14 protein-coding genes are annotated in these 14,951 nt (G+C 67.9%); 7 read left to right on the forward strand and 7 right to left on the reverse strand.

What is annotated here, in order from left to right; all coding sequences use genetic code 11:
- Positions 1 to 19: 19 nt before the first annotated feature.
- From G341_RS0116580 to G341_RS0116600, 4 genes are all read right to left on the reverse strand, one after another.
- The gene (locus G341_RS0116580) at positions 20 to 706 is read right to left on the reverse strand and encodes a hypothetical protein (protein WP_018180285.1); all 687 of its coding nucleotides are present in this window, start codon (positions 704 to 706) and stop codon (positions 20 to 22) included.
- A gap of 194 nt (positions 707 to 900) precedes the next feature.
- Positions 901 to 2,175 carry a lipase family protein gene (locus tag G341_RS0116590; protein WP_043451796.1) on the reverse strand — a complete coding sequence of 425 codons (1,275 nt, stop codon included), beginning with the start codon at positions 2,173 to 2,175 and terminating at the stop codon, positions 901 to 903.
- A gap of 114 nt (positions 2,176 to 2,289) precedes the next feature.
- Positions 2,290 to 3,315, reverse strand: coding sequence for an aspartate-semialdehyde dehydrogenase (locus G341_RS0116595; RefSeq protein ID WP_018180288.1), 1,026 nt, complete (start codon positions 3,313 to 3,315; stop codon positions 2,290 to 2,292).
- A gap of 2 nt (positions 3,316 to 3,317) precedes the next feature.
- Entirely contained in the window at positions 3,318 to 4,583 is a 1,266-nt protein-coding gene (locus tag G341_RS0116600; RefSeq protein WP_026303782.1) for an aspartate kinase, read from the reverse strand.
- A gap of 242 nt (positions 4,584 to 4,825) precedes the next feature.
- Here G341_RS0116600 and G341_RS22325 point away from each other — a divergent pair, with 242 nt between their 5' ends.
- The 3 genes from G341_RS22325 to G341_RS0116615 all read left to right on the forward strand — a co-directional run bounded on the left by G341_RS22325 (position 4,826) and on the right by G341_RS0116615 (position 7,369).
- The gene (locus tag G341_RS22325; RefSeq protein ID WP_018180290.1) at positions 4,826 to 5,794 is read left to right on the forward strand and encodes an FAD:protein FMN transferase; all 969 of its coding nucleotides are present in this window, start codon (positions 4,826 to 4,828) and stop codon (positions 5,792 to 5,794) included.
- Positions 5,791 to 6,057: a hypothetical protein gene (locus tag G341_RS0116610; protein WP_018180291.1), complete on the forward strand. Its 267-nt coding sequence runs from the start codon at positions 5,791 to 5,793 to the stop codon at positions 6,055 to 6,057. The genes G341_RS22325 and G341_RS0116610 overlap by 4 nt, the downstream gene beginning before the upstream one ends.
- A gap of 61 nt (positions 6,058 to 6,118) precedes the next feature.
- Entirely contained in the window at positions 6,119 to 7,369 is a 1,251-nt protein-coding gene (locus G341_RS0116615; protein ID WP_018180292.1) for a hypothetical protein, read from the forward strand.
- A gap of 93 nt (positions 7,370 to 7,462) precedes the next feature.
- Here the strand turns inward: G341_RS0116615 and G341_RS0116620 are convergent, their stop codons facing one another.
- Both G341_RS0116620 and G341_RS0116625 read right to left on the reverse strand, forming a co-directional pair.
- Complete coding sequence (locus G341_RS0116620) at positions 7,463 to 8,533, reverse strand: IS110 family RNA-guided transposase (protein ID WP_018180293.1); 1,071 nt, start codon at positions 8,531 to 8,533, stop codon at positions 7,463 to 7,465.
- Between the two features lie 304 nt (positions 8,534 to 8,837).
- Complete coding sequence (locus G341_RS0116625; RefSeq protein ID WP_018180294.1) at positions 8,838 to 9,497, reverse strand: TetR/AcrR family transcriptional regulator; 660 nt, start codon at positions 9,495 to 9,497, stop codon at positions 8,838 to 8,840.
- A gap of 70 nt (positions 9,498 to 9,567) precedes the next feature.
- Between G341_RS0116625 and G341_RS22330 the strand changes: the two genes are divergently transcribed.
- From G341_RS22330 to G341_RS0116645, 4 genes are all read left to right on the forward strand, one after another.
- Positions 9,568 to 11,073: an MFS transporter gene (locus G341_RS22330; protein WP_018180295.1), complete on the forward strand. Its 1,506-nt coding sequence runs from the start codon at positions 9,568 to 9,570 to the stop codon at positions 11,071 to 11,073.
- A gap of 158 nt (positions 11,074 to 11,231) precedes the next feature.
- Positions 11,232 to 11,816, forward strand: coding sequence for a nitroreductase family protein (locus G341_RS0116635; RefSeq protein WP_026303783.1), 585 nt, complete (start codon positions 11,232 to 11,234; stop codon positions 11,814 to 11,816).
- 145 nt (positions 11,817 to 11,961) lie between these two features.
- The gene (gene leuA, locus G341_RS0116640; protein WP_018180297.1) at positions 11,962 to 13,776 is read left to right on the forward strand and encodes a 2-isopropylmalate synthase; all 1,815 of its coding nucleotides are present in this window, start codon (positions 11,962 to 11,964) and stop codon (positions 13,774 to 13,776) included.
- The gene (locus G341_RS0116645; protein ID WP_018180298.1) at positions 13,776 to 14,216 is read left to right on the forward strand and encodes a YchJ family protein; all 441 of its coding nucleotides are present in this window, start codon (positions 13,776 to 13,778) and stop codon (positions 14,214 to 14,216) included. Before leuA ends, G341_RS0116645 begins: the two co-directional genes overlap by 1 nt.
- A gap of 90 nt (positions 14,217 to 14,306) precedes the next feature.
- Here G341_RS0116645 and G341_RS0116650 read toward each other — a convergent pair whose 3' ends face one another.
- Positions 14,307 to 14,909, reverse strand: coding sequence for a hypothetical protein (locus tag G341_RS0116650; RefSeq protein WP_026303784.1), 603 nt, complete (start codon positions 14,907 to 14,909; stop codon positions 14,307 to 14,309).
- Positions 14,910 to 14,951: the final 42 nt, after the last annotated feature.

The raw sequence follows: 14,951 nt of genomic DNA on the forward strand, positions 1-14,951 counted from the left end.
TTTCGGTCTGGACGATCGACTAGAACGACGAACCGAATTCCAGCCCCGATGATCCGAACGCCGGACCGTGGTTGTTGCAGCCGCCCACGGTCACCGACTTCGGCGTCCAGTAGCCGTACACCTGCGTCTGCGGACCCAGGTAGATGCGGTAGCGCAGCGTGTACTTCCCGTCCGCGGGGACCGGTGGCGGTGGCGGCGAGACCGTCCGCAGGTCGAAGGTGACGGTCGTCTTGAACGGCGTCGTGAGCGCCTGCGGATTGAAGTTCGTGTACGGCGCCTGGTAGCGCTGATCCGCCGGGAAGCTCGCGGGCAGCGCCCCCCGCAACGACCCGCCGGAGTCCGACGGGCTCGGCGGCGTGTACCGGGCGACCGGACGCTTGGCGCCGTTGATGTATCGCCACGGCGCCGGCAGCGGGGCCGCCGGCACCGGGCCGGTTGACACCAACGGGGCATCCGGCGGCGCCCACGCCTGGTCCTCCTGGGCGAACCAGTAGTCCATGGTCATCCAGTTGTGCGAGTTCGTGTAGTTGAGCATCGTGAACGTGACCCGACACCCGAGATTGTCGGCGGTCGCAGTCAGATGCGCCCCCGCACCCGCCGGCGGTTCGACGGCCTGCGCCGTCCCCGCCCCCGCCATGGTCGCCGCCCCGACCGCCAATCCGATCGCGGCACCAACCGACGCGAGAGTTCGCGCATACCGTTTCATCAGCCCCTCCTCCGATTCGAGTAGAAGGTAGCTGTCGGATTCACTTCATTCGAGCGAATCGGCCAGATCCAACAGCACGACGGCGACGGACAATTGCCGTCCCATACAGAAATCCGCGCCGCCTTTGTGGATGCGCGCCAGCTGTAGCTGTCGCGGATCCACGCAAGCGGCGCGGATTTCACGTACGGGTGGGCCTACCGGTTGAACTGATCCAGAACGAAGTTCTCCCCCGGCAGCAGCGTGGTCAGCATCGGCACCGCATGGTTGATCACCAGGCCGGGGAAGATCGGCGGCGTCGTGTTGGTCACGAAATCGACGTTCGCCCCGCGCGCCCGCCAGTCGGCGACCATCTGCTTGACCTGTCCGTACGGGATGATGTCGTCATTGGTCGCGCCCTCGACGAAGACCGGCGCATTCGGCTTGAGGCCACCGATGCGCTGCTCGGCGAACACCGAGTTGAGCTCCGGATGCCGATCGATCACCTGGCTCAATGACTCGCCCGACCGCGTCCACGAACTGGTGTGCTGGAACGGGTACTGCAGGATGATGTCGCCGATGCAGGAGTGGGACAGCCGCTCCAGCGCGGCCTTGCCGGCCGGGGAGGTCTCCTGGTCAACCACCTTGCGCACCAAGGGATACCGCGCCTCCAGGCCATTGATCGCGAACCCGATCACGCCGACGATCGCCGTCCCGTCCACCTGCCGCAGCACCTGCCGCAGATCCGCCGGGGGCGCACCGGCGTAGGTGCCCTTCACGTTCAGGTCGGGCGCGTACGTCTGGGCCATTTCGGCCGCGGACGCCGCCGCGCCGCCGCCCTGCGAGTAACCCTCGAATCCGACCGGCGAGTTCGCTGGCGCCCCAGCGAGTTTCAGCGCCGCACGGGCGCCGTCGAGCATCGCGTGCCCTTCCTCGACCCGATTGACATAGGTGTGGATCCCCGGGGTTCCGAGTCCGATGTAGTCGGTGACGAATACCCGCACCCCATGGAGCAGAAGGTAATTCATCTCGAGGGCGAAGTAGTTGACGCCGATGCTCCGTTGGTTCACATCGACCGACATCGGGAACGACATCATCTTCGACGGCGCGCACTGGTCGCCCTGGCCGATGGTGCCCGGGCCGATCACGACGGTGGGCTGCGGCCCCTTGCCGGCCCACGCCGCGGTCGGCTGCACGAACGTGCCCGTCACCGCGGCGGGCGTCCCGTCCTGATATCGCGACGTGTACATCACGCGCTGCGCGTTGCCCGGCCACTGATTCGGCATGCCCGGAATCTGCAGCAGTAGCGGCATCGAGTCGGACCGGATGACCGAGCCCGGCGTGGCCGGAACCTTCGCCGGCGGCGTGTAGAAGTCCGCGGCCGAGGCCGTCGGTGCCAGCACTGCCATTCCGGTCGTTGCCGCTATCACGGCCGCCGATGCAACGGCGATAGCCCGTATCCGTCTGGTGAATTTGTAAGTCCCGCGCCTCATGGTCGGCGAAGTTACCGAACGGTAGCTAGGTCGGTGTGCGCGGGGTCACCAAGACTGCGCAATCGGACGCCGACCCGGCCGGCAACGCTGATCCGCCCCGGCCGAAGTCGGAAGCTAGACCAGCAGCTCAGCGATCTGGATGGTGTTCAGCGCGGCGCCCTTGCGCAGGTTGTCGCCCGAGACGAACAGCGCGAGGCCCCGCCCCTCCGGCGCACCCGGATCCTGCCGGATCCGGCCGACCAGCGACTCGTCGTTGCCCGCGGCGGCCAGCGGCGTCGGAACGTCGGCCAGCCGAACGCCCTGGGCGCCGGCGAGGATCTCCGTGGCCCGCTCGACCGAGAGCGGCCGATCGAACTCGGCGTTGATCGACAGCGAGTGCCCGGTGAACACCGGCACACGCACGCAGGTGCCGCTCACCAACAGCTCGGGGATGCCGAGGATCTTGCGCGACTCGTTGCGCAGCTTCTGGTCCTCGTCGGTCTCGCCCGAGCCGTCGTCGACCAGCGAGCCCGCCATCGGCAGCACGTTGAAGGCAATGGGCGCAACATATTTCACCGGTGCCGGCAGGGTGACCGCCGAGCCATCATGCACCAGCTTCTCGGCATCGTCGATCCCGGCACGCAGCTGCGACGCCAGCTCCTCGACGCCGGCCAGGCCCGATCCGGAGACCGCCTGGTAGCTGGAGATGACGAGCCGACGCAGGCCCGCCTCGTCGTGCAGCGGCTTGAGGACCGGCATGGCGGCCATGGTCGTGCAGTTCGGGTTGGCGATGATGCCCTTCGGCGGGTTCTTCGCGAGCTCGCCGTTGACCTCCGAAACCACCAGCGGCACTTCGGGATCCTTGCGCCACGCCGACGAGTTGTCGATCACGGTCACGCCGGCGGCGGCGAACCGCGGCGCCTGCTCGCGCGACATCGTGGCGCCGGCCGAGAACAGCGCGACATCCAGACCCGACGGATCGGCCGTCGCCGCATCCTCGACGACGATCTCGCCGTCACCCCAGGGCAGCTTCTTGCCCGCCGACCGCGGCGACGCGAAGAAGCGCACCTCGTCGGCCGGAAAGTTGCGCTCCGCCAACAGGGTTCGCATGACGGCGCCGACCTGACCGGTCGCGCCGACGACCCCTACTCGGATGCCCATGTCTATCGCCCCGTTCCCGCGTACACGACGGCCTCTTCTTCGCCGCCGAGGTCGAACGCGTCATGCAGCGAGCGCACGGCGGTGTCGAGCTCATCGTCCCGGCACAGCACCGAGATGCGGATCTCCGAGGTGGAGATCAGTTCGATGTTGACGCCCGCCTCCGACAGCGCCTCGCAGAAGGTGGCGGTCACGCCCGGGTGGCTCTTCATCCCGGCGCCGACCAGCGACACCTTGCCGATGTGATCGTCATAGAGGACCTCGCTGAAGCCGATCTCCGACTTCAGGCCGTTGAGCTTCTCGACCGCCAGCGGACCGAGCTCGCGCGGCGTCGTGAAGGTGATGTCGGTCTTGCCCGTGTCCACCTTCGAGACGTTCTGCAGCACCATGTCGATGTTGATCTCGGCGTCGGCGACCGCGCGGAACACCTTGGCCGCGTATCCCGGCTGATCATCGAGGCCGACGACCGTCACCTTGGCCTCGCTGCGATCATGTGCCACGCCGGTCAGGATTGCGTCTTCCACTGCGATGTCCTCCATCGATCCGGTCACCATCGTGCCGGGTTTGGTGCTGTACGACGAGCGCACATGAACGGGAACGTTGTATCGCCGCGCGTATTCCACGCAGCGCAGCATCAGCACCTTGGCGCCGCAGGCGGCCATCTCCAGCATCTCCTCGAAGGAGACGGTGTCGAGGTGCCGGGCGTTGGGCACGATGCGCGGATCGGCCGTGTAGATGCCGTCGACATCGGTGTAGATCTCGCACACGTCGGCCTTGAGGGCGGCGGCCAGCGCGACGGCGGTGGTGTCGCTGCCGCCGCGGCCGAGGGTCGTCACGTCCTTGGTGTCCTGCGAGACACCCTGGAAGCCCGCGACCATCGCGACCTTGCCGTTGTCCAGCGCCGTGCGGACGCGGCCCGGGGTGACGTCGATGATCTTGGCCGAGCCGTGGCTGCTGGTGGTGATGACGCCGGCCTGCGATCCGGTGAACGACTGCGCGTCCTCGCCGAGGGCCTCGATCGCCATCGCGACCAATGCGTTCGAAATCCGCTCGCCCGCGGTCAGCAGCATGTCCATCTCGCGGGGCGCCGGGGACGGCGACACCTGCTGCGCCAGATCGAGCAATTCGTCGGTGGTATCGCCCATCGCCGACACGACGACCACCACGTCATTGCCCTGACGCTTGGTCTCGACGATCCGCTCAGCCACGCGCCGAATCCGATCGGCGCTCGCTACGGACGATCCTCCGTACTTCTGTACCACCAAAGCCACGCGCTTAGGGTACCCATCAGCAGACGGCGCCGACCTTCGGCCTCTGGCCGCGCTCCAGCGGTTTTGCCTGGCTAAGCCCGCGACGCGGGGCCGATGGCGCGCAGGTGTGACGTACTCCGCACCCGACATTCCGCCAGCCGGAATCAGACAGCCCGCAGTCTCAGCTAGCTCCCAGGCGACTCCGAGGTCGATACCAACCTTCGCCCTTAGCGTCGAGAACATCGACATCTAGAGGAGTCGCCATGACCGAGCACATTCAGATCGGCAATACCGCGCTCGCGGTCACCGATCCGGCGCACGCGGATTCGGCGCGCCGGATCGCGGGCCGGGTGCTCGATGCGGTGTCCGCCGCCGCCGATCGGCATCAGCCCGCATCGGAGATCGCCCGGCTGAACGCCGACGCCGCGGACAGCCCCCTGCAGCGGCGGATCTCACCGATCCTGGCCTCGATCCTGCATGCCGCGATCGCCGCGCATCACCGCACCGAAGGCCTGGTCACCCCGACCGTGGGCGGCGCCCTGACCGCCTTGGGCTTCGGCCCCGATCAACCCGAGACGCTCGCCGCGCCCGGGCGACGGGCGGCCCGGGTACCGCTGCCGCACCTGCATCGCCAGGACCTGGCGATGGTGGCCGGAACCGCCCTGGACCTCGGTGCCATCGCCGGACCGTGGGCCGCCGACACCATCGCCCGGCAGATCGTCGCCGCCACCGGCAGCGGTGTCCTGGTGGGGGTCGACGGCAACGTCGCCGTCGCCGGGCCCGCACCTCGCGGCGGCTGGCAGGTCCTCGTCGGGGACGGGATGGACGGCGCCGACCCGGCCGGTCACCCCCAGCCGCTCGCGCGCGTGGCGTTGACCGGCGGCGGGCTCGCGACCTCCAGCACGATCGCCCGCAATCGGCAGGTGCAGCGGGGCCCGCGGGTCACCGACGTCTGCGACATCATCGACCCGCGGATGGGTGCGCCGGTCGGCCGCTTCTTCCGGACCGTCAGCGTGACGGCGCCGTCCTGCGTCGCGGCCAACACCATCAGCCTGCAGGCCGTGGTCGCCGGCCGACCGGCGATCAGCCGGCTACGGCGCTGGGGACAGACCGCGCGGCTGGTCCAGTGGGACGGCTCGATCGTGCACACCGGTCGCTGGCCCGCCGACTCCGAACTGAGCACCCCGGCGCCGGCCCATCTGCACACCCACGAACTCAAGGAACTGGCATGAACGTCCCGTCCGCCCGCGAAACGTCCGGCATCCCGCTGGTCCAGGACCGTCACCTGGTGGTGCAGGCACCCGGCGCCCAACCGTTGAGCGATCGCACCCGACGCTGGATCGGCAACATCGTCGCCGCCGCGGCGATCGGCGCGATCGGGCTGATCGGCGCGCCGATGCTGATGCATGCGGACAATCCGTCCGCCTCGGTCCCCGGCACCGCCCTCACCACCAGCGCCGACGGCCAGGCCGGCAACCTGGTGACCGCGCCCTGAGCCCGGCCTGATGCCCGCGTCCCGCCACCCCCGCGACTACTAGGTCACCTACGATTCACCCGTGCCGCCGACGACCACGGGTGTCCATCCCGCCCCCAGTGTCAGCGCGACCCCTCGGATCAGGGCGACGCTGTCTACCTGGGGCGACACCCTGATCGCGCATCGGCGAACGCTCGAGCCGATCCTGGTCTTCCTGCTGATCCGAATGATCGGGCTGCTGGTGCTCGAGCGCGCCGCCCAGCTGCATGACCGCGGGCTCGGCAGTCTGCTGTCCGCCTGGGACGGCCGATGGATGCTGGCGATCGCCCAGCACGGATACAGCAATGTGCCGTCCACGCAGACCGACGTCAACGGCGTGCACACGGCCACCACCGCCTACGCGTTCTTCCCGGGTTACCCGTATGTGGTCCGCTGGATCTCCGCCCTGCCCGGCGTGACCGTATTCGGCGCGGCCATCGCGGTGAACGTCGTCTTCGGTTGCGCTGCAGCGGTTGCGGTCTGCCGGATCGGTACCCGGTGCGCCGAGATGATGACGGATCGCAAACGGATCTTCGGCGGTCCGGGGCCGATCGATGCTGATCGGGCGGGGCTGCTGCTCACCGCGCTGTTCGCCGCCGCCCCCATGGCGGTCGTGTTCTCGATGGCCTACACGGAGGCGATGTTCTGCGCCCTGGCCGCCTGGGCGCTGGTCGGCGTGCTGGAGCGGCGCTGGCTGCTCGCCGGATTCTGCACGCTCGCAGCCGGATTCAGCCGGCCGACCGCGGTGGTGCTCATCGCCGTGGTGGCATTCGCCGCGCTCGCGGCGCGGCGCGACGGCTGGCGGGCGTGGGCCGCGATCGTGCTCAGCCCCATCGGTTACGTCACCTACCTGTGCATCGTGTGGGCGCAGACCGGCCACGTCGACGGCTGGTCGCGGATCCAATCCGAGGGCTGGGGAACGACTTTCGACTGGGGCCGGAACACCTGGGATTTCCTCAACTACTCACTGGTGAACTCGTCGGAGGTGGCGCCGGTCGCGTCGTCGTGCATCGTGATCGCCACCGCCGTGCTGGCGCTGGTGATGTGGGGCGAGCGGGTGCCCTGGCCGATCTCGCTCTACGGCACCGGCGTTCTCGCGTCGATCGTGCTGACCAGCGGATTGATGATGAGTCGGCCGCGGTTGCTACTGCCCGCCTTCGTGATCATGGTGCCGATCGCAATCGGCCTGGCGCGCAGCCGATTGCCGGTGCAGCTGACGGTCTGCGGCGCGCTGGTGGCATTCAGCTCCTGGTTCGGCGCCCACATGCTCACCGTCTTCCCCCACGCGATGTAGCTCTCTGGCGCCAGCTGACCGACCGGCTGCGTTATCAGGAGCTCCGCAGGGGAAAGCGCCCTAGCGGAACTCCTTCTGACGCTCCTATGTCTGTCAAGCGAGCGCGGGAGTTTCCAGTAGTCGGTAGAGGTCTCGTGCGATGTAGCGCTTGAGGCAGCGGCGGATTTCTCGTGGTGTTTTGCCTTCGCTGGTGCGGCGTTCGATGTAGTTGCGGGTGCGTTCGTCGTGTTTGGTTCGGCAGATGACGATGGTGTGCAGTGCGCGGTTGAGGTGTCGATCGCCGCGGCGGTTGATGCGGTAGCGGGTGGTGACTTGGCCGCTGCTGGCCGGTAGCGGTGCGACGCCGGCGAGCATGGCGAAGGCGGCTTCGGAGTGGATCCGGCCCGGGTGGGACCAGGCGCACAAGATGGTTGCGGCCACGATCGGTCCGATGCCGGGCTGGGCGAGCAGGTCGGGGCGCCAGGCGCGCACGATCGTGGCGATCTCTCGTTCGTGAGTGGTGGCTTCTGTTGTGAGAGTGCGGATTCGGTGTGCGAGGGTGCGCAGTGTGGTGATCGTGGTGCGGGTTTCGATATCTGCTGTGCGGGGGATCCTCAGACGGATTGCCACTGCCGGAAACGTCGATACTGACCGCCCGTGGAAGCGTTGCCGAATGGGGTCGGGGGCGGTGACGATCAGGCCGAACAGCTGCCGTTTGGTGCTGGCGGCACCCTCGACTGCCGAGCGCCGGGCTGCAAGCAGCAGCGATAGGGATTGGCGTTCGCGGGCGTGGTCACCGGCCCCGCGGGGTGTGCCGATCCGGTCACGTTGCAGTGCTTCCCGACCTGCGCGGATGGCGTCGATCGGGTCGGATTTGGCGCCGTTGCGGCGGGCCGAACGCACCGGCCGGTCGAGTTCGATGACCAGTTCGTGACGGGCAGTCAGGTAGCGGGACAGGCCGGCGCCGAAGCTGCCGGTGCCCTCGATCGCCCAGCCACGCGTGGTGGTGCGCTGGTCGGCGAACTCGGTGAGCTGTTGATAACCCTCAGCTGTGGCGTTGATGGTGATTTGGTCAAGTACTGCACCGGTTTTGGTATTGATCGCGGCTGCGCAATGGGTGCGGGTGTGGGTGTCGACGCCGATGATGACATCGACCAATTCGCATGGATCGGTCACACTGGTCATGCGTTCTCTCCTTGCCGGGATAGGACGTGGTTCCGGTTCGGTTCGGAGATGCGGCGGGACTGTGATGGGACACGATCGGCGCTGTGAACGCCGGTCGGTCAGGCTCCTGATCAGGCCAGCTGCTCCGGCCGGGCCGGGGCCGGCGACCACAGGCGGACAAGTCAGAAGAAGGGCACGAAGCCAGCCTTGCCAGGGGACACACTCGTGATCACCGGTTACAGCCCAGCACGATCACGGCCGCAGATGAAGTCTCACAGCCTTGCCGCTCGCCCAGCTGATCGCCAGATAGCCGTGATGTCCAGGGCTATCTGGTTGCGGCACTTCGAGTCGCGAATCCGTGGCAGAGATCGTCGACGCCCCGACGCAGCATCGCGTCCGCATCGATCAGGGTCTGAATCCCGCCTGATGCAACGAGATTCACGATCGGCTCGGGCACTCGGCTCGGCTCGTGGGCGAGCAGCTCATGCCAGATCGCCTCTGGCTCATCGGGTTCGGGGTTGTCCGTGATGAAGTTGACCGATACGCCCAGCACGTAGTTCCACAGGATGTAGGCCATCTGCGCGGCCTCGGCATCGGTGGCGGCGACCGGGGCGAACACCTCCATCAACCACGCCAGCGACCGCAACGACTCCGGTCCCATGTTGTGCCGAGGATTGGTCAACGCGTACATGATCCACGGGTGCTGCTGGTACATCCGCCAGTCGATGTCGGCGGCCAGATGCGCATCGGCCCGCCAGTCGCCGGACAGCGTCGGCGGATAGGCGAAGTTCCCGATCACCTCTTCCACCATGATCCCGACGAGCTGGTCCTTGTCGGCGACGTGGCGATATAGCGACATCGCGCCGACGCCGAGCGAGTCGGCGATCTTGCGCATCGACAGGCCGTCCAGGCCGTCCGCGTCGGCGAGTTCGATCGCCGCTGCGACGATCGCTTCTTGGGATAGTTTGCCAGTGTGAGCTGCCATGGGTACAGTGTACGCTATGTGCGTACGGCGTACGCGCCGTGAGTTTCAAACAATGAGTTAGAGGTGTGACATGCGTTCGCGGTGGGCGGGCCTGGCGGTACTGGTACTGCCGGTGTTCCTGGTCTCGATGGATATCTCGGTGCTGTTCCTGGCGATTCCGAAACTGTCGGAAAGCCTGCAGCCTTCGGCTGCCGAACAGCTGTGGATCCTCGACATCTACGGCTTCCTGATCGCCGGACTGCTGATCACCATGGGCAACCTCGGTGATCGGCTGGGCCGGCGGCGCCTGCTGCTGGTCGGCGCCACGTTGTTCGGCGTCGCGTCGGTGATCGCCGCGTTCGCGCCGAACCCCGAGGTGCTGATCGGCGCCCGCGTGCTGATGGGCCTGGGCGGGGCGACGCTGATGCCGTCGAGCCTCTCCCTGATCTCCAACATGTTCTCCGACGCCCGCGAACGCGGAACCGCGATCGGCGTCTGGACCGCGGCCTTCGCCGGCGGTACCGCCATCGGACCGGTCGTCGGCGGCGTCCTGCTCAACCACTTCTGGTGGGGCTCGGTGTTCCTGATCAACGTGCCGGTGCTGGTGATCCTGCTGACTGTCGGGCCGCTGATCCTGCCCGAGTTCCGTTCAGGGACAAAGGCTCCGTTCGACGTCCTCGGTGTCGTGCTGTCACTGGCCGCGATCTTCCCGCTGGTCTACGCGGTCAAGCACGTGGCCGCCGAAGGCGCCGACAGCACCTTCTGGATCACCGCGGTGTTCGGTGCGGTGGCCATGGCGCTGTTCATCCGGCATGAGCTGCGGGTCGAGCACCCGCTGCTGGACCTGTCGATGTTCCGCAACGTCGCGTTCTCGTCGGCCATCACGGCCGCGATGGTCGGCATGATGGGCACCTCGGCGGTCGCCTATCTCGCGGGCATCTACCTGCAGACGGTGCTCGGCAAGGACGTGCTGATCGCGGCCTACTTCGGCCTGCCGGCCGCGCTCGTGATCGCGGTGGTCTGCATGCAGAGCGCGCCGCTGTCCCGGCTGATCGGCGTGCGATGGACATTCGTCACGGCACTGACGGTCGCGGCGCTGGGGACCGGCCTGATGCTCTTCGTCGGCACCTCGCAGGGCGCATGGATCTACGTCGCGGCGTCGGTCATCGCGGGTATCGGAGACGGCATCCTCTACGCGCTGGTGTCCGAGGTGGCTGTCGCCTCGGTCCCGCCGGAGCGTGCCGGGGCGGCGACAGGTATCTCTGAGACGTCGTTCGAGATGGGCACCGCGCTCGGCCTGGCGCTGCTCGGTTCGCTGGCCACCGTGGTCTTCCGGCACGGCGGGTCCGGATTCTCCGGCACGCTCGGCGAGACCGTCGACCATGCCAAGACACTCGACCCGGCCGCCGGTGCCGCGCTGATCGCGGACGCCAAGGACGCCTTCGTCAGCGGCGTGCACGTCGCCTCCGGCACGGCTGCGGCCCTGCTCGCGGTCATGGCCGTGGTGTGCGCCTTCGCGCTGCGGCCCAGGGCGAAGACGGCGGTGCCGGCCGAGCCGGTGGAGTCCCTGGCGGCGAAGTCGGCGCCGCTTCCGTAGATCCGCGCCACTTTCGTGGATCCGCGCCGCCTGCAACCGGCGCGGATCCACACAACCGGCGCGGATTTCGTGGGTGAGTGCGTTCGCGGTGGCGTGCAGAGCGGTGCGGCTCCCCTAGCATCGAAGTACAGCCACTACCGAGGAGCTCGCCCGTGCCTCTGCATCCCGTCATCGCCGGCCGCTTCAGCGCACGCGGATTCGATTCGGACACAACGATTTCGGATGAACAGCTGGACGTGATTCTGGAGGCCGCCCGCTGGGCACCTACCTGGGGCAAATCCCAGCCCGTCCGGTTCATCGTCGGCAAGCGCGGCGACACGACCTTCGAATCCCTCGCCGCCGACCTCACCGCCGGGAACGTCGGCTGGGCATCGCGCGCCGCCGCCCTGATCCTGGTCTGCACCCGCGACATCCCGGACGACGAGAAGCTGCAGACCTATGGCGCGGTCGACCTCGGACTCGCGGTCGGTCAGCTGCTCCTGCAGGCGGTGGCCGACGGACTCAGCGCGCACCCGATGGCCGGGTTCAACGCCCAGGCGACGTTCGAACGCTTCTCGATCCCGGCGGGCGAACGTCCGCTGGTGATGGTCGCGATCGGCACCCTCGTACCCGACGATCAGAAGGATCCCGAGGTCGCCGAGTACGACAACCGGCAGCGGATGCGTCGACCGCTGACCGAAGTGGCCTTCGCCGAGCGCTGGGGACACCCGCTGCACCCGGCGGCCCGCCCGCCGTCGCGGTGACCTCGACACAGGTAGTAGAGTTGACCGCATGCAGCGCGTGCTCCTTCTCGGTCGCCGCGGCGGGGTCTGATCCAGACCGGCTTCCCGTCGCGGGTTTCAGCTATGCGCCGGTCGATCACCACGACCATTCGAAGGACCCGCTGAAATGACTTCCACGTTCACCTCTTCTGACGCTTATTCGTCGGGCGGCAGCCGCATCGCCACGCCGACCGGCCCCATTCCCGACGGCCAACCGGCGTACAACCCGCAGCGCAACTCCGCGATGCCGGCCCATCGCTATCGGCAGTTCGCCGACGAGGTCGAAAAGATCTCGCTGCCCGACCGCACCTGGCCCGAGAAGGTCGCGACCACGGCACCGATGTGGTGCGCGGTCGACCTGCGCGACGGCAACCAGGCGCTGATCGACCCGATGAGCCCGGCCCGCAAGCGCCGCATGTTCGACCTGCTGGTCCGCATGGGCTACAAGGAGATCGAGGTCGGCTTCCCGTCCGCCAGCCAGACCGATTTCGACTTCGTCCGCGAGATCATCGAAGAAGGCGCGATCCCGGACGACGTCACCATCCAGGTGCTCACCCAGTGCCGCCCCGAGCTGATCGAGCGAACCTTCGAGGCCTGCAACGGCGCCGCGAATGTCATCGTGCACTTCTACAACTCGACGTCGGTGCTGCAGCGTCGCGTCGTATTCCGTGCCGACAGGGCCGCCATCAAGAAGATCGCCACCGACGCCGCCGAGATGATGCTGGAGCAGCAGAAGCTGTACCCGGACACCAACTGGCGCTACGAGTACTCGCCCGAGTCGTACACCGGCACCGAGCTGTCCTTCGCCAAGGAGGTCTGCGACGCGGTCACCGAGATCATCGCTCCCACACCCGAGAACCCGATGATCCTCAACCTGCCGGCCACCGTCGAGATGGCGACTCCCAACATCTACGCCGACTCCATCGAATGGATGCACCGCAACCTGGCCCGCCGCGATTCGGTCATCCTGTCGCTGCACCCGCACAACGACCGCGGCGAGGGCGTCGCTGCGGCCGAGCTGGGCTACCTGGCCGGCGCCGACCGCATCGAGGGCTGCCTGTTCGGCAACGGCGAGCGCACCGGCAACGTCTGCCTGGTCACCCTGGGCCTCAACCTGTTCAGCCGCGGGGTCGACCCGCAGATCAACTTCGCCGACATCGACGAGATCCGGCGCACCGTCGAGTACTGCAATCAGCTCGGCGTGCCAGAGCGCCATCCCTACGGCGGCGACCTGGTCTACACCGCGTTCTCCGGCAGCCACCAGGACGCCATCAACAAGGGCCTGGATCAGATGAAGATCGATGCGGACGAGGCCGATTCGGATGTCGACGACATCCTCTGGCAGGTCCCCTACCTGCCGATCGACCCGAAGGACGTCGGTCGCACCTACGAAGCCGTCATCCGGGTCAACAGCCAGTCCGGCAAGGGCGGCGTCGCGTACATCATGAAGGCCGACCACGGGCTGAACCTGCCGCGCCGGCTGCAGATCGAATTCAGCCAGGAGATCCAGAAGATCACCGACGGCGAGGGCGGCGAGGTCTCGCCGAAGGAGATGTGGGACGTCTTCTCGCAGGAGTACCTGGAGCCGATCTCGCCGCTGGAGCGGATCCGGCAGAACGTGGTCGCTTCCGAGGAAGACGGCGGCGTCGACTCCATCACCGCGACCGTGAAGGTCGACGGCGTCGAGAAGGAGATCACCGGCGAGGGCAACGGCCCGCTCGCCGCATTCGTCGACGCGCTGGGCACCGTCGGCTATGACGTGCAGGTGCTCGACTACGCCGAGCATGCGCTGACCGCCGGCGATGACGCCAGTGCGGCGGCCTTCGTCGAGGTCCGCACGGGCGGCGAAACCAGTTGGGGCGTCGGCGTCGCGCCGTCGATCACGACCGCATCGCTGCGGGCCGTGGTGTCGGCGGTCAACCGCGCCAACCGCCTGAGCTAGTGACCGGCGGCCCGGACGAACGGCCGGCCACGGTCGGCCGGGATCCGAGCGGTCGGTGCCCGTGCGGCTCCGGGGACGTGCTGCGCGACTGCTGCGCACCCATCCTCGACGGCGCGCCGGCGCCGACCGCCCTGGCGCTCATGCGATCCCGCTACACCGCGTTCGCGGTCGGCGCTCGCGAACACCTGCTGGCGAGCTGGGATCCGTCGACGCGGCCGACGGATCTGATGCTCGATGACGGCCCCCGCTGGCTGCGGCTCGACATCATCGCGACCGCCGCCGGCGGCCCGTTCGATACCGACGGCACCGTGGAGTTCGAGGCGTTCTATCGGGATGCCGACGGCCGGCAGTCGCTGCATGAGCGCAGTCGGTTCATCAAGGACGCCGGCCGCTGGTATTACGTGGATGGCGACCTGCTCCCCGGCACCGGCATGCCCTGAAATCCTGACTGCAGCGCGGATTGATCGCCGTGTAGAGGTTCAAGCGCCTGTCTGGTCAGGTTTTCAGGGCGGCGTCAGGCCTTTAGGCGGCTAGACAGCCGCGGCGATGACGAGGGCCAGCGCACCGATCGCGCCGCCCCCGATCACGGCGGCGAACAGCGCCGGCCAGGACTGCCGGATCCGCAGCAGCACCAACGCCGCGGCGATTGCCGCGGCCACGCAGGTGACCACGAGGCCGCTGCGGACGTCGAAGATCTCGGCCGGCATCGAGGACGCGCCGATCTGCGGGAGCAGGTCACCCGCCAGCAGCGGCGGCCGAATCCACACTGCCGCGGTGATGACGGTGGTCGCGATGAGTGCAGTCGCGGCAATGGCCACCGGCACGACCGACCGCCAGACGAATCCGACGATGATCGCCACCATCGCGGCCGCGGCGAGCAGCGCGGTCGCGATCCCCTGATCACGCAACCCGTCACCAAGAATGTCCGAGTAGTGATTCGACGCATCCGAGAAGGCATGTCCCGCGACGACCACCCGGCCGGTACCGGTGAACGACCAGGGAATGCCGAGATCGGATCGGAATCCCAGCCACGGCAGAAAGCTCGTGACGACCGCGGTGGCCGACGCAAGGACGGCGCCGATCGCCGGCCAGATCATCGCGGGCCGAACCGCGGCGGTGGTCGGAGTAGCCATTCGGGCAGGCTACGGGACGAATCGCGGGCTGCGGCATAGGCT

The organism is Jongsikchunia kroppenstedtii DSM 45133 (assembly GCF_000380485.1).
GTDB lineage: Bacteria > Actinomycetota > Actinomycetes > Mycobacteriales > Mycobacteriaceae > Jongsikchunia > Jongsikchunia kroppenstedtii.

Bases quoted from the DNA above. Each gene is read 5' to 3' on its own strand.
- G341_RS22330 (WP_018180295.1), top strand. From the start codon at position 9,568: ATGCGTTCGCGGTGGGCGGGCCTGGCGGTACTGGTACTGCCGGTGTTC.
- G341_RS0116620 (WP_018180293.1), bottom strand. From the start codon at position 8,533: ATGACCAGTGTGACCGATCCATGCGAATTGGTCGATGTCATCATCGGC.
- G341_RS0116650 (WP_026303784.1), bottom strand. From the start codon at position 14,909: ATGGCTACTCCGACCACCGCCGCGGTTCGGCCCGCGATGATCTGGCCG.
- G341_RS22325 (WP_018180290.1), top strand. From the start codon at position 4,826: ATGACCGAGCACATTCAGATCGGCAATACCGCGCTCGCGGTCACCGAT.
- G341_RS0116610 (WP_018180291.1), top strand. From the start codon at position 5,791: ATGAACGTCCCGTCCGCCCGCGAAACGTCCGGCATCCCGCTGGTCCAG.
- G341_RS0116625 (WP_018180294.1), bottom strand. From the start codon at position 9,497: ATGGCAGCTCACACTGGCAAACTATCCCAAGAAGCGATCGTCGCAGCG.
- G341_RS0116580 (WP_018180285.1), bottom strand. From the start codon at position 706: ATGAAACGGTATGCGCGAACTCTCGCGTCGGTTGGTGCCGCGATCGGA.
- leuA (WP_018180297.1), top strand. From the start codon at position 11,962: ATGACTTCCACGTTCACCTCTTCTGACGCTTATTCGTCGGGCGGCAGC.
- G341_RS0116590 (WP_043451796.1), bottom strand. From the start codon at position 2,175: ATGAGGCGCGGGACTTACAAATTCACCAGACGGATACGGGCTATCGCC.
- G341_RS0116595 (WP_018180288.1), bottom strand. From the start codon at position 3,315: ATGGGCATCCGAGTAGGGGTCGTCGGCGCGACCGGTCAGGTCGGCGCC.